This is a genomic window from Pseudomonas sp. 3MA1 (assembly GCF_029237275.1).
Taxonomy (GTDB): Bacteria; Pseudomonadota; Gammaproteobacteria; order Pseudomonadales; family Pseudomonadaceae; genus Aquipseudomonas; species Aquipseudomonas fluorescens_AP.
Window position 1 is genome coordinate 889,053 of sequence record NZ_JAACFX010000001.1, and the last position, 18,665, is coordinate 907,717.

The following is an 18,665-nucleotide window of genomic DNA, read 5'->3' on the forward strand; positions in this document are numbered from 1 at the left end:
GCTCCTCCCAGAGGAGCTGGCTTGCGTAGGCGCTGGCTTGCCAGCGAATCTCACGCCCCTCCAATTTCGGATCGAGCAGCCTAGGCTGCTCTTTTGCTTTATGAGAGAACCCCATGACCGCCGCTGAAACCCGCATTCTTGAGCTGCGCGCCGAGCTGGATCAACACAACTACCGCTACCACGTACTGGACGAGCCGAGCATTCCGGACGCCGAGTACGACCGCCTGTACCACGAGCTCAAGGCCCTGGAGGCCGAGCATCCTGAGCTGGTCACCAGCGACTCGCCCACCCAGCGGGTCGGGAGTGCGGCGCTCTCGGCCTTCACCCAGGTACGCCACGAGATCCCCATGCTCAGCCTGGGCAACGCTTTCGAAGAAGTCGACATGCGCGAGTTCGACCGTCGAGTCGTCGAGGGGCTGGACCTGCCGGCGGGAGACTTGTTCGGTGCTGGCGCGGCGGTGGAGTACAGCTGTGAGCCCAAGCTCGATGGCCTGGCGGTGAGCCTGTTGTACCAGGACGGCGTGCTGGTCCGCGGCGCGACCCGCGGCGACGGCACCACGGGCGAAGACATCAGTGTCAACGTGCGTACCGTGCGCAACATTCCGCTCAAGCTGCAGGGCAGCGGTTGGCCGGCGACCCTGGAAGTGCGGGGAGAAGTCTTCATGTCCAAGGCCGGCTTCGAGCGATTGAACGAGGCGCAGCTGGCGGCGGGCGGCAAGACCTTCGCCAACCCGCGCAACGCCGCTGCGGGCAGTCTGCGTCAGCTGGACTCGAAGATCACCGCCAGCCGGCCCCTGGAGTTCTGCTGCTACGGTCTGGGCCAGGTCAGCGCCGACATCGCCGACACCCACATCGGCAATCTGCAGCAGCTCAAGCAGTGGGGGCTGCCCATCAGTCGCGAGTTGCGTCTGGCCAAGGGCATCGATGAGTGCCTGGATTACTACCGCGAAATCGGCGAGCGCCGGAACGCGCTGGCCTATGAAATCGACGGCGTGGTGTTCAAGGTCAACAGCATTGCCTCCCAGCGCGAGCTGGGCTTCCGGGCCCGCGAGCCGCGTTGGGCCATCGCCCACAAGTTTCCGGCCATGGAAGAGCTGACCGAGCTGCTGGATGTGGAGTTCCAGGTCGGACGCACCGGTGCGGTAACTCCGGTTGCCCGTCTGAAGCCGGTGAAGGTGGCGGGCGTCACGGTGTCCAATGCCACCTTGCACAACATGGATGAAGTGGCGCGCTTGGGGCTGATGATCGGCGATACGGTGATCATCCGTCGTGCCGGCGATGTGATCCCGCAAGTGGTGCAGGTGGTTGTCGAGCGCCGTCCGCAAGATGCCCGGCCGGTAGCGATTCCGGAAAGCTGCCCGGTCTGTGGTTCACATGTCGAGCGCACCCAATTGGTCAAGCGCAGCAAGGGCCGGGAAACCGTCAGCGAGGGCGCGGTGTATCGCTGTGTCGGCCGCCTGGCCTGCGGTGCCCAGCTCAAGCAGGCGATCATTCACTTTGTCTCCCGTCGCGCCATGGACATCGAAGGCCTGGGGGACAAGACCATCGAGCAGCTGGTGGACGAGCAACTGATCGCTTCGCCCGCGGATCTCTACCAGCTCAAGTACGAACAGATCATCGACCTGGAAGGCTTTGCCGAAGTCTCCAGCAACAAACTGCTCAAGGCCATCGAGGACAGCAAGCGTCCGGCCCTGGCGCGGTTCATCTATGCCCTGGGCATTCCCGATGTCGGCGAGGAAACGGCCAAGGTTCTGGCACGCTCCCTGGGCACCCTGGAGCGTGTCCAGCAGGCCTTGCCGCAGGTTCTGACCTACCTGCCGGATGTGGGGCTGGAGGTGGCGCATGAGATCCACAGCTTTTTCCAGGACAGCCACAACCGCCAGGTGATCGGTGCTTTGCTGGCCGCGGACCAATGCGGCCTGCAACTGCAGGATCAGGGTGAACTCGGGGCCGAGTTCGCCGCCAGTACCACCCTGGGCGGCATGCTCGACAAGCTCAATATCCCCTCGGTGGGCCCCGGGGCAGCGCAGAAGCTGGCGGACAAGTTCGGCTCCCTGCAAGGCGTGATCGACGCGGACTGGCTGGACATGCGCCAGGCCCTGCCGGAGAAGCAGGCCAAGGCGGTGCGCGAGTTCTTCGACAACCCGGCCAATGCCCAGTTGGCTCGGGCCATCGAGGAGCAGCTCTCGGCGTTCGGCATGCACTGGCTGAGTGAGAAGAAAGTGGTCGAAGGCCTGCCCCTGGCTGGCAAGACCTGGGTGCTTACCGGCTCGCTGGAACTGATGAGTCGCGATGTGGCCAAGGAAAAACTGGAAAGCCTGGGGGCCAAGGTGGCGGGGTCGGTGTCGGCGAAAACCCACTGCGTGGTGGCAGGTCCCGGCGCCGGTTCCAAGCTGGCCAAGGCCAATGAGCTGGGGCTCAAGGTGCTGGACGAAGCTGCCTTCGTCGCCTTTCTCAGTGAGCACGGCATCTCTATTCCTGCGTGATCCGTGGCCGCCGGCTGGCCCGCGATGGCAAGCCGGTCGGTTGGCTCCTGGCGGGCCGAGGGAACGATGGGGCAGTCAGGATGATCTAGTCTTGGCAGGCCCCACGGAGGATGCGCCATGTACCGTTTCTTCGAGCAACTCAGTTCCCGCATCGCCGCACCCTTTGTCGGTGATCGTTCACGCAGCGGCAAGCTCTGGGCCTGTCGTTGCGGGCAGTCGCTGTTCTTTCGCAACAGCCAGTGCCTGGCCTGCGCGGCCGTGCTCGGTTACGCGCCGCAACTGGGCAGCTTGTCTTCCCTGCGGCCGGGGCCTGTCGGGCAAACCTGGGTGCTCGATGCCAGTCCCGAGGCCGGCGCTTTCAAGCGCTGCGCCAATCTGGATACGGCGGCGGCCTGTAACTGGCTGCTGCCCGCGCACCTGACCGGCAGCCTGTGCATAGCCTGTCGCCTGAACCGCACCATTCCCGACTTGTCCGTGCCTGAGAACCCCGAGCGCTGGCGCAAGGTGGAAGTTGCCAAGCGCCGTTTGGTGGCGCAGCTGCTTGCCCTGGGGCTGCAACTGATTCCCAAGAGTGACGATGAAGAGCGGGGTCTGGCCTTCGATTTTATCGGTGTCGATCTTGAGGGCAGGGCGCCCATGACCGGGCACGCCGGTGGCCTGATCACCCTGGATATCAAGGAGGCCGACGATGCCCATCGCGAACAGGTGCGCACGCAGATGCGCGAGCCATATCGCACCCTGCTCGGGCACTTTCGTCATGAAGTGGGGCACTACTATTGGGATCGGCTGATTGCCGACAGCCCCTGGCTACAGCCGTTTCGCCACCTGTTCGGCGACGAGCGCGACAGTTATGCCCAGGCCCTGGAACGTCACTATCAGCAAGGCCCGCCGAGCGATTGGCAGCAAAGCCACATCAGCGCCTACGCCACCATGCATCCCTGGGAAGACTGGGCGGAAACCTGGGCTCACTACCTGCACATGATGGACGCGGTGGACACGGCCCTGGGCTTTGGCATGAGTGCCCGAGACGTCGATCTCGATTACCAGCCGTTTCCCCTGAGCAGTCTTTACGACCCGCAGCATCCTGGCGGTCCGGCGTTCCTGGCCTTCGTCAATGCCTGGATCGAACTGGCGGGCATGCTTAACGAACTGTCTCGCAGCATGGGGCAGGCGGATTTCTACCCCTTCATCCTGCCGCCGGCGGTGATCGGCAAATTGCACTTCATCCATCTGGTGATCCAGCAGGAAGGCGGTCGTGCCGAAGCAGTGCTGTCCCTGGATGGATGATCCCTCCGCCCTGTAGGCGCGAGCTTGCTCGCGGCGGCGGGGGCGATTTCCCCGATCCGGCGCGGCGTCTGCCCCGTGAACACACAGGCTTCAGCGGTAGCGGATGGCTGGGTCGGGCTTGCACTCAGGAGCACCTCCAAGTGCTTGAAGCTCATCGAATTTTTTAATCTGCAACGAGCGGTTGTAAGTTCAACTCAGATAGGTACAATGGCGCGGCTCGCCGACAGGCGAACGTCGTTATGGTGACCCCATCGGTCCCCCCGCAACGATTACCCGTGAACCTGGTCAGATCCGGAAGGAAGCAGCCACAGCGGGAACATTGTGTGCCGGGGTGTGGCTGGTGGGGTTGCCTCCAATCTTTCAAGCAATTGATTCTTAACGGTTTTTCACCCTTTGCCAGCAAGTGGTACAAGGAGTGATACATCCGTGTCGAGTACCCCGCCTTATCTTTTTTGTCCCGCCACTCGGTCTGTCAGGTCCGATTTGTGGTGCCGGATGTCATTCGCCCGTTGTTCCCCCAAAGAGACTTCATCGCTCCCTGCAAACCTGTTGCAAGCGGGGCCTGAATCATCGGTGGCATGCCCGTCGAGCAGATGATCCGCAAGGATGCTCGGCTGTTTCGGGAGGCGATCACTGTCATCAGTGTCACCAGATTGAGGCACCTTGCGACGTTACCCAAACAGCAACCTGCGCTGCTGCCTGGCTGGAACGGTCTACGCTATTGTTCCGAACGGCAGAGGGGGCCGTAGCCCTTGTTCTGCTTTGTCCAGCGTCGCGTGAATAAGGAAGTCGACGAGATGGCACGCATAACGGATAAGGAATTCAATGCGGCTTTGCCGGTGATGCAAAAGCTGTTGTGGGCTGATCCCCAGGACAGAGAGCGCTTGCAGGGGCATGGACTCAACCTGATCCCTGTGAATTTCTATTCGAACACGCCTTCGATCGCCGAGACATTCAACTCCTACGAATACAGCGAAGCAGAGCCGCCGTATTTGCACTGTGGACTATTCGACCAGGACAAATTGCGCGCAGAGCTGGCTGAGCTGATTCGATATGGGATCGACTTCACCCCGGCGCAGACCGGAGATATGGATAACGCGCGTTCGTACTTCTGGAAAAACGGTCAATTCACAGGCAGTGATGCCATGGCCTACTACGCCTATATACGGCGAATCCGCCCGAGGAACATTGTCGAGATCGGCAGTGGTTTTTCTTCGCTGATTGCTCTGGAGGCATTGGCCAGGAATGCGGGCGGACGCTTGCATTGCATCGAGCCCTTTCCACGGCCGTTCATTACTGCGCTGGCGGCCGAAGGGGCGCTTGAGTTGCAGGCGCGGCCGGCTCAGGAACTGATGGTCGAATGCCTGAATTCCATTCTGCAAGATGGCGATATCCTGTTTATCGACTCCACGCACACGGTCAAGACCGGCAGCGATTGCCTGCATATCTACTTGCGCCTGCTACCGAAGATAACCAAGAAAATATTTGTCCATGTCCATGACGTGTTTCTTCCCTTTGCCCTTCCGCAGCGCTGGGTGATTGATCATCAGATCTATTGGACGGAGCAGTATCTTCTGTTGGCCTTATTGATTGATAACCCGCGTACGCAACTGTTGTATGGCAGTGCCTATCACAAACACTTCAATGACGACCTGTTGACCGAACTCATGTATGGCCGCTCCGTCAGTGGCGGCGCCAGCTTCTGGTTTGAGTTTGATGGGCGCAAAGAAGGCGCATAGCGCCATCTGGTGATTCCTGACTGGCCGCTGGTGCGATCTTGAAGATTCCACCGGTGTTCCATCGCGGTTAAGCTCTCGCGTTTTTTCGACCAGGGACGGAGTACCGATGGCGCTGACCAGTAATATCTGCGCTTATGACAAGCGCTGGCCTGCGGCCTTCAGTGCCGAGCAGGCGCGGATTATCCAGGGCTTCGGTGCCGAGCTGATGGATATTCATCATGTGGGCAGCACCGCTGTGCCCGGTCTGGCGGCCAAGCCGGAAATCGATCTTTTGCTGGTGGTCGTGGAGCACCGGGATGAGGCGGCGCGCAATGCCTTCATGGCGAGCCTGGGTTATGTCCGAGGCAGCAATCTGTCCCCGGGGCATCACTTTTACCGCCGCGATGTCGAGGGCGTGCGCACCCATAAAGTGCATGTCTGCAGCTGTGGACATGGGCAGATCGGGCGCATGCTGGGTTTTCGCGATCTGCTGCGGCAAGACAGCGATCTGCGCCAGCAATACCAGGATCTGAAGCTGGGGCTTGAAGCCAGCAATCGCGGGGGGATTGGCGAGTATCTCGCGCAAAAGGCTCCCTTCATCGATGCGGTGATGGCCCGCCAGGGCTAGATCGCCGCGCGCAACTCCCGGGGCGACAGACCGTAGTGCTTGCGAAAGCGCACGGCAAAGCGGGAGGCCGAGGCGTAGCCGCTGGCGGCGGCGATTTCGCCGATCGGGCGTGGCGTGGTTTGCAGCCATTGCAGGGCCATGCCCAGCCTGACGTTTTCGAGAATGTTGCTGAAGCTGTCGTTCTCGTTCGCCAGCTGGCGGCGCAAGGTTGAAGCCCCGAGGTTCAAGCGCTTGGCGACGCAGGCGACGGTCCAGTCCCGCGCCGGGTTGCTCATGAGGAGTTGCTGCACCCGTTCGCACAGCGGGTCGTGACGGTCCAGCAGCAAAGGGCCGGCCCAGCCGCCAAGGGCCAGGGCCAGCAACACCGCCTCGCCGTAGTGGTTGCGCAGGGCATCCGGCGCATCGCTGGCGATGCATTGCAGGAGGTGGTCCCAGGCCAGGGCCGTGTGTCGCTCCAGGGGGATGCACAGGTCTGCGCCGCTGCGTCCGGGGCGGGCGACGATCTGCGGCGGGTAGCGCAGGCTGAAGGCGCGCAAGGCCGGGGCGGGAAAGGTCACGACATCGGCAATGTAGTGACCCTGCGCCCCTGGAGCGTTGCTGATGGCCACTTCGCGCCCGGCCGGCAGCAGGATCAGGTGCTGGCCGCCCACGCGCATTTCGCGGTCGTCCCAGGCCATGCGTTTTTCGCCCTGGCGCACCCGGCACAGGGCGCTGACGAAAATCGGTACTCGTTGCAGGGCGTGGGCTTGCCTGGCACGGATGACACAGGCGTCGATGCGGCTTTGGTGATGCTGCAGGCTGGCCGGTGCGTTCATCGTCAGCGTCCGTAGGTGGCGGTCAGTGTGGCCTTGGCCAGGGCGTTGGCGTTGAGCATGTAGCCCACCATCGCCCCGCTGGCCTGGGCGTCGAGGGGCAGTTTATCCACCTTCAGCGCCCAGACGGTGAACTGGTAGCGATGAGGTTTGTCGCCCGGTGGCGGGCAGGCGCCGCCAAAGCCGGATTGGCCGTAGTCGGTGCGTCCCTGGACGGCTCCCGGCGGCAGCTGTTCGCCACTGGGGCTGCCGGCGCCCCTGGGCAGGCCCTGGGTGGTGCTGGGGAGGTTGACCAGGGTCCAGTGCCACCAGCCGCTGCCGGTGGGAGCGTCCGGATCATAGACGGTGACGGCAAAGCTGCGGGTGCCCGGCGGGGCATTTTTCCACGACAGTTCAGGTGAGGTGTTGTCTCCTTCGCAGCCGAAGCCGCGGAATACTTCCCGCTGACTCAAGGGCTGGCCATCGCGGATGTCGTCACTGCTGACGCTGAACTCGGCGGCGTGGGCGCCAAGGCTCAGGCCCCAGCAAAGTGCACTAAGAAGAAGTCGGTTGTTCATGTCGGGCGCGTCCGGCGGGTGGGGATGAAAGGCCAGTCTAGGGGCGGGCGGATCCGGGTGCTGTGCCGTGGCGCTCGTGGATTGTGCCGAAACGCTCGCTGGCTCGACGAGGCGGCCGTCATGCGCCCAGATGCTCCTGCAGCAGCCGGGCAAATGCATCCCGCGGTTTGTGTCGCTGTACCTCCTGATGCCAGACGAAGCGGTTGTCCACCGGTAGCAGGTCACTGAAGCGTTGGATGTTCAGGGTCGCCGACTGTGAATAGCGTTCCAGCACGCCTTGCGGAATCAGCGAGACGCCGGCGCCGACACTGACGCAGCCGATGATGGTGCCCCAACTGGCGTACCCGGTAATGGGCAGGTTCAGGCCGTGCCTGGCCAACCAGTTTTCCAGGGCGCGGCGATAGGGGCAGCCCTGCGGCCACATGAACAGGTGCTGCCCTTGCAGATCGCTGGCGCTGTGGATCGGAGCGCTGCCAGCACTGGAAATCAGTACCAGGGGCTCGTGGTAGAGCACTGTCTGCTTGAGCCAGGGTGGCAGGGTGTCGATGGCCACCAGGGCGCCGTCGATGCGCTGGTGTTGCAGCTCCGTAAAGAGCTGCGACCAGGTGCCGGTCACCAGCTCCACGCTCACTTGGGGGTAGCGTCGGTGGTATTGCGCCAGCAGCGGTGGCAGGCGCCCGCCCGCGCAGGACTCGATGGCGCCCAGGCGCAGCACGCCGCTGGGCTCCGCCTGGTCGTCCACCGCGCGCTTGGCTTCATCGACCAGGGCCAGAATACGTTCGCTGTAGCCGAGGAATACTTCTCCTGCGGCGCTGATCTTCAGGCCGCGTCCTACCCGGTTGAACAGTGGGGTGCCGAGTTCGCTTTCCAGCTGCTTGAGGCGGTTGGTGATGTTGGAGGGCACGCAATGCAGTTGCTCGGCGGCGCGGGCAATGCTGCCGGTGCGGGCCACGGCGTTCAGCATTTTCAGTTGGCTCAGCTCCATTGCTCGGCTCCATTGCTCATTTACAGTGAGGAATGGCCTCAGTATCGGTTAGTTGTGGTGAGTTGGGGAGGGCGAGAGACTGGGTTTCCTCTCTCTGTCTGGGCGCTGTGCCGTGAAACATTCACCTGGATTCAAGCTGTTGCTGGCTACCGCTGCGGTAATTCTGTGCTGGGCCTATTCGCCGGTGGGCATTCATATAGGCCTTGAGGGCTACAGTCCCGGGCATCTGGCGCTGTTGCGTTTCCTGGTTGCCTCGCTGTTGATGGCCGCGATGGCTGTGGTGCTGAAAATATCCCTGCCGTGTTGGCATGATCTGCCCTGGCTGCTGGTGCTGGGGTTCTTTGCCATCGCCCTGCACCACGTCAGCCTCAATTATGGTCAGCAAGGCTTGAGCGCCGGCGCGTCCAGCGTGCTGGCGCAGACGGCGCCGCTATTTGGCACGCTGATCGCGTTCTTCTGGCTCAAGGAAGCGGTCAGTGCCTGGCGCTGGGGCTGCGTGGTGCTGGGGTTGTTTGGCGTGGTGCTGGTGGTTGTGGCCGACAAGGGGCTGGGGTCGATCGAGCCTCGCGGCTTGCTGGTGTTGCTGGCGGCTTTTTCCTGGGGGCTGTACTTCGTCTTGCAGCGGCGTTTGTCCGGGCGTTACGGGGTGCTGACCACGGTGTGCTACATGGTCTGGGGCGGCACCCTGCTGTTGTTGGTGTATGCGCCCGGATTGACCCGGGAGGTCGTCCAGGCGCCGTGGCGGGTGAATCTGGCGGTGCTGTTGCTGGGGCTGTTTCCCAGTGCGTTGGCGTATCTGGCCTGGGCTTATGTGCTGGCGCGGGTGGAGGTCAGTCGGGCATCGATGGCCATGTACCTGATACCGCCCGTGGCGATGCTGCTGGCGGCAACCGTGCTGGGGGAGGCGGTGCAATCGGCCGTGCTGCTGGGGGCGGCGGTGGTGCTGGGTAGTGTGATGGCGATGCAGTTGGAGGGGCGCTGGCGGCAATGGCGTCTCGGGCGAGCGCCGATCCTGCCTGGGCTGAAGCGGGGCGGGCGGGTGAAGCTGGGGGACTCGTGAGGTGCAACGCCCCGTCAGGCAGGGGCGTTGCGCTCGGGGATCAGCCTTTTTTCTTGAACAGCCGGCCGACGAATGCGGCCAGGGCGAGGACGCCGATGACAATGAACTTCTTGCCGGCCAGGAGCAGTACCCCGAGCTTGGCAAACAGCCCGGCCTTGCTGGCCAGGCCACCGGCCACCAGCGCGGCCAGGCCGTAGGACGCCAGCTTGTCGGTGCTTGGGTTGTAGTCGGCGTAGCGGTTGCCGTCGGTGAAGTTGGTGAAGGCCAGCACTTTGGGGATCTCGCGCTTGATGGTGGCCAGGTCGTCCATGGAGGCGACCGCATTGAGTTCCAGCACGCCTTCGCGACCCAGCACGCGGATGCTGTAGTTCAGGGTGTTGCTCTCGGCGCCTTCGGCCTTGAGCTCGCGGGCCCAGTACATCTTGTGGGTCTGGGCGTCATAGCTGGGCTGCTCGGCCCAACCCAGCAGATGGATGGCGCCATAGCCCTGTTCCTTGCGCTGCTTGTTGTCTTGCTCGTCGGCTTCCTGCATTTGCTTGAGCAGGTCCTGATAGTCGATCTTCGCCGCGTCGTCGTCGGAGATATGACCATCATTCTTGTAGCTGATGATCACGCCCCAGCCTTCGGCGGACAGCGGGCTGACCGCGCTGGGCACGATCATGCCCAGGGTGGTGAAGCCGGGCGGGTTGCCCCAGCCTTCAGTGAGCAGCTTCTCGGTGTCCTTGGGGTTGAGGTAGTAAAACTCCTGGCTCAGATCGAGGCTGGCGATATCACCGGGCAGCTTGACCTGGCCATGGCGTGGCGAAAGCGAGGCGAGAAATTGCTCGGCAGTCTGGGGTTCGCTGTCCGGGCTTTGGCTCGGTGCGGCGGCGCAGGCAAAGAGTGGCGTGGCGCAGAGGACGGCCATCGCCAGAAGGAGGCGCAGGTACTTCATCGTATTCCCTTACAAATTGTGACAAGTCGGCGGGGAGGATAGCGATGAGCGCCCGGGGGCTCAATGAGACGTTTCTATTTATTTCAATGCAAGGGCTAAGAGGGCGCCGGTGACGACGCCCTCTTCGCTGTGGGGGGCGGTGGAGGCGAGTTCAGTCGACGCTCAGATAGAGCACGCGCAGGCGGTGTCCGTCCGGATCGAGGGCCAGCAGGGTGTAGCCGAAATCCATCTGGGTGGGGGGCTGGGCGATGGTCAGGCCCAGGTCTTGCCAGTGGCGATGCAGGTCGTCCACGGCTTCGCGGCTGCCCAAGGCCCAGCCCAGTTCGCCACCACCGCCGGTCGCCTGGGGGCTGGGTTCGACCGTGTGGCGCGACCACAGGCCGAGTTTGATCCCCGAGTCGAGGATGAACAGCGCGAAGGTGGGGGATGATTCCACCGGTGGCTTGTCTAGCAGGCGGCTGTAGAACTGCGCGCTGATGGCCGGGCTGTCCACATAAAGCAGAAAGTAGGTGTTGCTGGTCATGACGACTCCAAGGGGCTGTGTGCTGTGGGCACAAGCTTATGTGCCGGGTCTGTCAGATCCTGTCAGGAGTCGTGAATGAACAAAGAGGCCTGTTTGTCGGGTTCGATAAGCAGGCCTCTTTCGATTGATTTGTTGCGGGGCTCAAGGCTTGGACAAGGCCTGGTCTACCGCTGCTATCAGCTTTCCCAGATCCTTAGGGGTGGCTTTGTGAATGACACCGAACAAATAAGCCCGCTGTTCCTCTTCATCGCCCAGATCGGCGAAGAAGGCTTTCAGCTTCACTCCCAGTACTTCGGCTAGCAGAAATAGAGCTTCAACGCTGGGGGTGTAGGTGCCGGTTTCGAAGCGGCTGATGGTTTTTGGGTCAAAACCGGTTTTTTCACCTAGTTCAGCCTGAGTAAGCCCCGCTACCTTTCGATAACGCTTGATGGCTGCACCCAAACTTGAAATTTGCATCGCTCAATTCCCATTTAGAATCAAGAACTTAACGATAAATATTGGCATTAGACAACACCATGGTTCATCACCTTGCTTTGCAAAATGTGATGCATTTCGTAGAATCGGCGCTTCGGACAGGTATTTGGTGATCTAGTTTCAGCAGGCAGGTTTATGAAACAAGAAATCATTGCATTTCCCTTGTTCACCTAAACCGAGGGCTTGGCAGAGGCTCGAACGTCTCGTAAATCCCGCCAACGCTCCGTCCGCCGTCCCCACCTGACGCCTTATCTGATCCTAGTTGATCCTCGTCGAATCGACGGTCATCTGCCGCGCAAACCGCTGTACGGCTGCAATCAGGGCGAACCTTCCGATTGAGTCGTACCGCCAGGAAAGTACATCGCGAATCAGCCTGCTGCCGAACTACCGGCACGGTTGATCGCAGGCTGTCTATGGAGTTCTAAAGTGCGTCTCAATTTGCCGGTCAACTCTGTTGAGCAGACCTTTCCCGACCAGCAGCGGCTCATATCCGCCACCGATACCAGCAGCCATATCACCTATTGCAATGCCGAGTTCGCTGCGATGAGCGGTTTCAGCCAGGCCGAGCTGATCGGCAGCACCCATAACCTGGTGCGCCACCCGGACATGCCGGCGGCGGTGTTCGAGTCGATGTGGCGGTATCTGAAGGCCGGCCAGAGCTGGATGGGGGTGGTGAAGAACCGCTGCAAGAACGGCAATTTCTATTGGGTCAGCGCCTATGTCACGCCGATTCTCGAAGACGGGCGACTGGTGGGCTACGAGTCGGTCCGGGTCAAGCCGACGCGGGAGCAGGTCAGTCGCGCCGAAGTCTTGTATGCCCGCATGCGCGCCAACAAGTCGCCGGTCAGCGCTTGGCGTCGACTGGAGGCCGCAGCCCGGCCATTGCTGTTGCCGGCGGCGCTGGCCGTGGCGTGCCTGGGCGCGTTTAACTGGTTGCCGACGCTGGCGGCCCAGGGCCTGACCGTCGCCGGTTTTGTTGCCGTCGGATTGTCGGCCCAGCGTCGTTTGCGACAGCAGCTCAAGCACATTGTCAGCAGCACCCCGCATACCTTCGCCGATCCGATCTGCGCCTTGGCCTACAGCGAAGCGCTGGGGCCGGCGGGGCAATTGCAGATGATCCTGATCAGTGAGGAGGCGCGGCTGAAAACTGCCCTGACGCGCCTCAGCGATCTGGCCCGGCAGATGGCCACGGCGGCCGCCGACTCCAGCCAGCTGTCCAGCCGCACCGAGACGGCCCTGCTGGAGCAGCGAGCCGAGACCGACATGACGGCCGCCGCCATGACCCAGATGGCCGCCTCGATCACCGAGGTTGCCGAGCACGTGCAGCACACCGCCAGCGAGGCTCATACCGCCAACCTCCTGGCCCGGGAGGGCAGTCAGGTGGCGGGTTCTTCCCGGGACGCCATCCAGTTGCTGGCCCGCACGGTGACCCAGATCAACCAGGCAGTGGGCGACCTGGCCGGGCAGACTCAGGACATCATGGTGGCGGCGAGCATGATCCAGGCGATTGCCGACCAGACCAACCTGCTGGCCCTGAACGCCGCCATCGAAGCCGCCCGGGCCGGCGAGCAGGGACGCGGGTTCGCCGTGGTTGCCGATGAAGTGCGGGCCCTGGCGGGCAAGACCCGGCAGTCGACCCAGCAGATCCAGGGCATCATCCAGAGCCTGCGCGCCGGTGCCGACGAGGCGGTGCAGATCGCCAATCTCGGCATCGAAGAGGCGGAGCAAGGGGTGCAACAGGTGTTGCAGGCGCAACAGGCCTTGCATGGCATCGGCGCCGCGGTGGAGCGCATCACCGACATGAGCCAGCAGATGGCGGCGGCCTCCCAGGAGCAATCCCATGTGGCCGAGTCGGTGTCCGAACAGATCAACCGTGTGGCCGCCACGGTACAACGCACCGCCGATAACGCCAGCGCCGGGGTGGTTCGCGGCGCCGAGCTGGAAAACATCTCTTCCGGGCTGCGTGCCCTGGTCGAGCGGTTCAACCGCTAGCGACAGTGATCTCGACTCATGGATGAGAAATACCGCAGGGCCGTCGATGCCGCCGCCATCTTCTCCGAGACTGATCTCGGCGGTTGCATCACCTATGTCAACGACCTGTTCTGCCAGGTCTCGGGCTACAGCCGGGAAGAACTGATCGGGGCCAACCACCGGATGCTCAGTTCGGGGCTGCACCCGCCGGAGTTCTTCAGCGAGCTGTGGCAGACCATCTCCCAGGGCCGGGTGTGGAAGGGCGAGATCTGTAACCGGGCCAAGGATGGCAGCCTGTACTGGGTCGACAGCACCATGGTGCCCCTGATAGACCAGCGTTCCGGCAAGGTGATGCGCTACGTGTCGATTCGCTTCGATGTCAGCGAAAAGCGCCAGTTGCTGCATTCGCTGCAATGGCGGGTCGGGCATGACGTGCTCACCGGTCTGCCCAACCGGGCCTTTCTTTCCGACTTGCTGCATCAGGCCCTGGAGTTCTCTCGCAGCGAGGACATCCCCCTGGCGGTGTGCATGCTCGACCTCGACGGCTTCAAGGCCGTCAACGACGGCTACGGCCATGCCTGTGGCGATTTGCTGCTGGTGGAAGTGGCGGCGCGCCTGCGCTCGATCATTCGCGGTGAGGATGTGGTGGCGCGCCTGGCCGGCGACGAGTTCGTGCTGATCCTGCGCTATGTGCGGGATATGCTGGAACTGCGTGCGGCCCTGCAACGGGTGCTGGCCACCATCTCCCAGCCCTATTCGATCCAGGGCAAGGACATCAATGTCTTTGCCAGCATTGGCGTGACCCTGTTTCCCACCGATAACCACGACGCCGACACCCTGCTGCGCCATGCCGATCAGGCCATGTACGTGGCCAAGCAGAGCGGGCGCAACCGTTTCCATCTGTTCGACGTGTTGCGTGATCGTGAGGTCATGGTCACCTACCAGACCGTCGAGCAGGTGCGCCAGGCGCTGAACGCCGGTGAGTTGCAGCTGTACTTCCAGCCCAAGGTCAACCTGCGCAGCGGCGCGGTGCTGGGCTTCGAGGCGATGCTGCGTTGGCAGCACCCGCAACGGGGAATGCTTGGCTCCCACGAGTTTCTGCCGCAGGTGGAGGAAACCGACCTGATCGTCGACATCGGCGAATGGGTCATGGATCAGGTGATGACTCGCCTGCAGGACTGGCAGGCGGCAGGCCATGGCTGGACGGTGAGCCTGAACGTCGCGGCCCGGCATTTTCAGCGCCCGGACTTTGTCGAGCGGCTCAAGGAGAGGCTCGAACGATACCCGCAGGTTTCGCCGGCGCTGCTGGAGCTGGAGATCGTCGAGTCGGTGGCCATCGAGAACATCCAGCGGGTCAGCGATTGTCTCGATGCCTGTCAGGCGCTGGGCGTGCAGTTCTCCCTGGGGCATTTCGGCACCGGGCATTCGTCCCTGAGTTACCTCAAACGCCTGCGCACCCAGACCATCAAGATCGATCGTCTGTTTGTCCGCGACATGCTGCATGACCAGGATGATCAGGCGCTGATCCAGGCCCTGATAGGGCTGGCCCGGGCCTTTGGTCGGCAAGTGGTGGCCGAGGGCCTGGAAAGCCTGGCCCACGCAGAGCGCTTGATGGATCTGGGGTGCGAGGTGGCTCAGGGCGACTTCATTGCCGTGCCCATGCCGGCTGACGCGGTGCTGCAGTGGGTGTGCGCTTTCCAGCCACCGCAGGCATGGCGCCAGGGCGACGTTCAGGGGGCGTCGGCGTCGGAGGTGCTGGCGTTGGATGGCGGTTCGACGTAGCGCTGGACGATGGCGTCGATTTCGCCGGACATTTTCATCTGCAGCAGGGCGCGCAGAATGCGCCGGGCCGGCACTGTCGGGTCGTTACGCACGTAGCAGCCCACGGCCTGCTCCTGCAGCCGCGCGACGCGGTACAGCGGTTTGCCGGAGGCCTGGGTCTTGTTGAACCAGTCCAGGGTCCACTGGCTGGCGATTGCGTAGTGATAGCGCCCGACCTGGAGCTTTTGCAGGACCTGCTCCTCGTTGCGCGCATCGTCACGAATCAGCCGGGCACTGTCGAACAGCGGTTGCAGGGCGGTGTAGGTGTAGCTCAGCACGGTGCCGACGTGCTGCGTGGGCAAATCCTGAGGGTTGAGCGGTGCCGGATAGGGGCGGTCGCTCACCAGCAGGTTGCGTTGCACGAACAGAGGCACGCTCCACAGGTAGTCCCCTGACAGGTTCGGCAGCCAGGCCTGGGCGGCGAAGCAGCGGATGTCGACCTCGCCCTGATCCATGGCGTTCTGCACCCGGGCCCGGGCCAGGACGTGAAACTCGGCGCGAGTGTCCAGGTGTCGGGCCAGGCTGTTCATGGTGTCGTAAAGGATGCCGGCGGTGGGTTGCTCGCCCTCAATCTCGATGGTTGGCATGGCCCAGCTATCGGCTATGACAAAGCGTAAAGGCGCTTCGGCGGCTTCCAGACTGGCGCTCAACAGCAGCAGGGCGCCCCAAGTCAAACGCATACGCTCTCCCACGGTTCCAAACGGCCGAGCCATCCTTGGCAAAATGCAGCTTAGACAGATTAGACAAGCGCGCCGGATGCAATTTCGCCCTTGCTCCGCTAGCATTACCGGCTTCCGCTTTCCAGTTGCGACGGTTTTCGATGAGTTATCAGGTTCTTGCACGTAAATGGCGTCCGCGCTCGTTCCGCGAAATGGTCGGCCAGACCCATGTGCTCAAGGCTCTGATCAATGCCTTGGACAGCCAGCGGCTGCACCACGCCTATCTGTTTACCGGCACCCGCGGGGTGGGCAAGACCACCATCGCGCGGATCATTGCCAAATGCCTGAACTGTGAAACAGGCATCACTTCCACGCCGTGCGGCACCTGCTCGGTGTGCTGCGAGATCGATGAGGGGCGCTTCGTCGACCTGATCGAGATCGACGCCGCGAGCCGGACCAAGGTCGAGGACACCCGCGAACTGCTGGACAACGTGCAGTACGCACCGAGCCGCGGGCGCTTCAAGGTCTATCTGATCGACGAAGTGCACATGCTTTCCAGTCACTCGTTCAACGCCCTGCTCAAGACCCTCGAAGAGCCGCCGCCCTACGTCAAGTTCATCCTGGCGACCACCGACCCGCAGAAGCTGCCGGCGACCATTCTGTCGCGTTGCCTGCAGTTCTCCCTGAAAAACATGACCCCCGAGCGAGTGGTCGAGCACCTCAGCCATGTGCTGGGTGTGGAGAACGTGCCGTTCGAGGACGATGCGCTGTGGCTGCTGGGCCGCGCCGCCGATGGCTCGATGCGCGACGCCATGAGCCTGACCGACCAGGCCATCGCCTTCGGTGAGGGCAAGGTCATGGCCGCCGATGTGCGGGCCATGCTCGGCACCCTCGATCACGGCCAGGTCTACGACGTGCTGCATGCCTTGATCAACGGCGATGCCAAGGCGCTGCTGGAAGCGGTACGGCATCTGGCGGAGCAAGGCCCGGACTGGAACGGCGTGCTTTCGGAAATTCTCAATGTGCTGCACCGGGTAGCGATCGCCCAGGCCTTGCCGGAAGGCGTCGATAACGGGCATGGCGACCGCGATCGGGTGTTGGCCCTGGCCCAGGCGCTGCCGGCCGAAGACGTGCAGTTCTATTACCAGATGGGCCTGATCGGTCGCCGCGACCTGCCTTTGGCGCCGGACCCGCGCGGGGGCTTCGAGATGGTCCTGCTGCGGATGCTGGCCTTCCGCCCGGCGGATACGGCGGATGCGCCGAGACAGCCGCTAAAGCCAGTGGGGATCAACCAGGCCACAGTTGATTCCGCCCAAGCCGTGGCGGCACCCGCTCCTGCTGTGCCTGTGGCTGCCGTTGCTCCGATGGCCAGCACGCCGGTTGCGGCTGGTGCGCCAACTCCTGCGCCAGTGGCCACTCCCGCGCCTGTCGTGCCGGCGGTGGCCGAAGCGCTGGTGGTTGAACCAGAGCCGGCGGTTGCTGAAGAAGTGATCGACCTGCCCTGGAATGATCCGGTAGAACCGCCGGCCGAGCAGCAGGCGGCTGTGGAGCCGTTGCTGGACGTGGTGGCCGAACAGCCGGAGCTGACGCCGATGCCGACTCCCGCGCCGGACAGCGTGGTGCCGGACGCGCCGGAGTGGGTCAGTGCGCCGGTGCCCGAGCCGAGTGTGGCCGAAGTCGATGCCGCCACGCCCGGAATCGACCTGGACGACGAGCCGCCGCTGGACGAGGACTACATCGAGCCGGACATGGATTCGGCCTACAGCTACCTCGACGAACTGGCCAGTGAGCACGCTGCCGAACCGGCCCCGGAACCCGAGCCGGAGCCCGCCGCCAAGCCGGCCACCGGCCTGGCCCTGGAGTGGCTGGAACTGTTTCCGAAGCTGCCGATTTCCGGCATGACCGGTAGCATCGCCGCCAACTGCACCTTGATGGCTGTGGACGGCGACAACTGGCTGCTGCACCTGGACCCGGCCCACAGTGCCTTGTTCAACGCCACGCAGCAGCGTCGCCTCAACGATGCGTTGAACCAGTACCATGGCCGCACCCTGACCCTGGCCATCGAGCTGATCAAGCCCGAGCAGGAAACCCCGGCCCAGGCGGCTTCGCGGCGTCGCGCCGACCGTCAGCGCGAGGCGGAGGAGTCGATTCACGGCGATCCGTTCATCCAGCAGATGGTCCAGGAGTTCGGCGCACTGGTGCGCCACGATACTATTGAACCTGTCGAGGCCCCGGCCGCGCAGGGTTGATTGCTTAAAGGGCGCCGGGCCGCGGGCCGGGCGCTGTTTCCATCCCCGTACTTTGAGGTAATTCCCATGATGAAAGGTGGCATGGCCGGCCTGATGAAGCAGGCACAGCAGATGCAGGAAAAAATGGCCAAGATGCAGGAAGAACTGGCCAACGCTGAAGTCACCGGCAAGGCCGGCGGCGACATGGTCACTGTGGTCATGACCGGTCGTCACGACATCAAGCGCGTGAGCATCGATCCGAGCCTGCTCGAAGGCGTCAGCGAAGATGACCGTGAAGTGCTGGAAGACCTGTTTGCCGCGGCGGTCAACGATGCCGTGCGCAAGATCGAGTCCAACAGCCAGGAAAAAATGTCCGGCATGACCGCCGGCATGCAACTGCCTCCAGGCATGAAGCTGCCGTTCTGAGTCGCCCAGGCGCTTCGGATGGACGCACACAAGCCAGGCCTAGAGCCTGGCTTTTTTGTGCCCTCGATCAGCCCCGTTTGGCTGGTATACCCGGTT

The 18,665-nt window shown here is 63.0% G+C and carries 16 protein-coding genes and 1 other RNA gene; 10 read left to right on the forward strand and 7 right to left on the reverse strand.

Annotated elements, in window-relative coordinates:
- The first annotated feature begins 113 nt into the window (after positions 1 to 113).
- The 5 genes from ligA to GWQ44_RS04245 all read left to right on the forward strand — a co-directional run bounded on the left by ligA (position 114) and on the right by GWQ44_RS04245 (position 6,119).
- Positions 114 to 2,486 (forward strand): NAD-dependent DNA ligase LigA, encoded by a 2,373-nt coding sequence (ligA, locus tag GWQ44_RS04225; protein WP_275926692.1) that lies wholly within the window; start codon positions 114 to 116, stop codon positions 2,484 to 2,486.
- A gap of 117 nt (positions 2,487 to 2,603) precedes the next feature.
- On the forward strand, positions 2,604 to 3,773 hold the full coding sequence (locus tag GWQ44_RS04230; RefSeq protein WP_016968385.1) for a putative zinc-binding metallopeptidase: 1,170 nt from the start codon (positions 2,604 to 2,606) through the stop codon (positions 3,771 to 3,773).
- Positions 3,774 to 4,022: 249 nt separating this feature from the next.
- An RNA gene (gene ffs / locus GWQ44_RS04235) (signal recognition particle sRNA small type) lies at positions 4,023 to 4,119 on the forward strand.
- Positions 4,120 to 4,570: 451 nt separating this feature from the next.
- Complete coding sequence (locus GWQ44_RS04240) at positions 4,571 to 5,512, forward strand: class I SAM-dependent methyltransferase (protein ID WP_275926693.1); 942 nt, start codon at positions 4,571 to 4,573, stop codon at positions 5,510 to 5,512.
- A gap of 106 nt (positions 5,513 to 5,618) precedes the next feature.
- The gene (locus GWQ44_RS04245; RefSeq protein WP_275926694.1) at positions 5,619 to 6,119 is read left to right on the forward strand and encodes a GrpB family protein; all 501 of its coding nucleotides are present in this window, start codon (positions 5,619 to 5,621) and stop codon (positions 6,117 to 6,119) included.
- Here the strand turns inward: GWQ44_RS04245 and GWQ44_RS04250 are convergent.
- From GWQ44_RS04250 to GWQ44_RS04260, 3 genes are all read right to left on the reverse strand, one after another.
- Entirely contained in the window at positions 6,116 to 6,934 is an 819-nt protein-coding gene (locus tag GWQ44_RS04250; RefSeq protein ID WP_199010240.1) for a helix-turn-helix transcriptional regulator, read from the reverse strand. The genes GWQ44_RS04245 and GWQ44_RS04250 overlap by 4 nt on opposite strands.
- Positions 6,935 to 6,936: 2 nt before the next feature.
- Positions 6,937 to 7,488 carry a kinase inhibitor gene (locus tag GWQ44_RS04255; protein WP_275926695.1) on the reverse strand — a complete coding sequence of 184 codons (552 nt, stop codon included), beginning with the start codon at positions 7,486 to 7,488 and terminating at the stop codon, positions 6,937 to 6,939.
- Between the two features lie 118 nt (positions 7,489 to 7,606).
- Positions 7,607 to 8,473 (reverse strand): LysR family transcriptional regulator, encoded by an 867-nt coding sequence (locus GWQ44_RS04260; protein ID WP_275926696.1) that lies wholly within the window; start codon positions 8,471 to 8,473, stop codon positions 7,607 to 7,609.
- A 112-nt stretch (positions 8,474 to 8,585) separates the two neighbouring features.
- Here GWQ44_RS04260 and GWQ44_RS04265 point away from each other — a divergent pair, with 112 nt between their 5' ends.
- Positions 8,586 to 9,533 carry a DMT family transporter gene (locus GWQ44_RS04265; RefSeq protein ID WP_275926697.1) on the forward strand — a complete coding sequence of 316 codons (948 nt, stop codon included), beginning with the start codon at positions 8,586 to 8,588 and terminating at the stop codon, positions 9,531 to 9,533.
- A 40-nt stretch (positions 9,534 to 9,573) separates the two neighbouring features.
- Here GWQ44_RS04265 and GWQ44_RS04270 read toward each other — a convergent pair whose 3' ends face one another.
- The 3 genes from GWQ44_RS04270 to GWQ44_RS04280 form a co-directional block, all read right to left on the reverse strand.
- Positions 9,574 to 10,467 (reverse strand): DUF2167 domain-containing protein, encoded by an 894-nt coding sequence (locus GWQ44_RS04270; protein ID WP_016966458.1) that lies wholly within the window; start codon positions 10,465 to 10,467, stop codon positions 9,574 to 9,576.
- A 151-nt stretch (positions 10,468 to 10,618) separates the two neighbouring features.
- Positions 10,619 to 10,990 (reverse strand): VOC family protein, encoded by a 372-nt coding sequence (locus tag GWQ44_RS04275; RefSeq protein WP_016966459.1) that lies wholly within the window; start codon positions 10,988 to 10,990, stop codon positions 10,619 to 10,621.
- Positions 10,991 to 11,131: 141 nt separating this feature from the next.
- A complete protein-coding gene (locus GWQ44_RS04280) occupies positions 11,132 to 11,446 on the reverse strand; it encodes a helix-turn-helix transcriptional regulator (protein ID WP_011060220.1) in 315 nt (104 codons plus the stop codon).
- A gap of 444 nt (positions 11,447 to 11,890) precedes the next feature.
- On the opposite strand from GWQ44_RS04280, the gene GWQ44_RS04285 reads away from it, so the two are divergent.
- A complete protein-coding gene (locus GWQ44_RS04285) occupies positions 11,891 to 13,456 on the forward strand; it encodes a PAS domain-containing methyl-accepting chemotaxis protein (protein WP_047302929.1) in 1,566 nt (521 codons plus the stop codon).
- A gap of 18 nt (positions 13,457 to 13,474) precedes the next feature.
- The gene (locus tag GWQ44_RS04290; protein ID WP_103741246.1) at positions 13,475 to 15,217 is read left to right on the forward strand and encodes an EAL domain-containing protein; all 1,743 of its coding nucleotides are present in this window, start codon (positions 13,475 to 13,477) and stop codon (positions 15,215 to 15,217) included.
- Here GWQ44_RS04290 and GWQ44_RS04295 read toward each other — a convergent pair.
- Positions 15,166 to 15,936, reverse strand: a complete 771-nt coding sequence (locus GWQ44_RS04295; RefSeq protein WP_275926698.1) for a transporter substrate-binding domain-containing protein — start codon at positions 15,934 to 15,936, stop codon at positions 15,166 to 15,168. The two genes, GWQ44_RS04290 and GWQ44_RS04295, sit on opposite strands and share 52 nt — an antisense overlap.
- 140 nt (positions 15,937 to 16,076) lie before the next feature.
- On the opposite strand from GWQ44_RS04295, the gene dnaX reads away from it, so the two are divergent.
- Together dnaX and GWQ44_RS04305 are read left to right on the forward strand one after the other, a co-directional pair.
- Entirely contained in the window at positions 16,077 to 18,164 is a 2,088-nt protein-coding gene (dnaX, locus tag GWQ44_RS04300; RefSeq protein ID WP_275926699.1) for a DNA polymerase III subunit gamma/tau, read from the forward strand.
- Between the two features lie 66 nt (positions 18,165 to 18,230).
- Complete coding sequence (locus GWQ44_RS04305; protein WP_015634779.1) at positions 18,231 to 18,569, forward strand: YbaB/EbfC family nucleoid-associated protein; 339 nt, start codon at positions 18,231 to 18,233, stop codon at positions 18,567 to 18,569.
- The last annotated feature ends 96 nt before the right edge of the window (positions 18,570 to 18,665 follow it).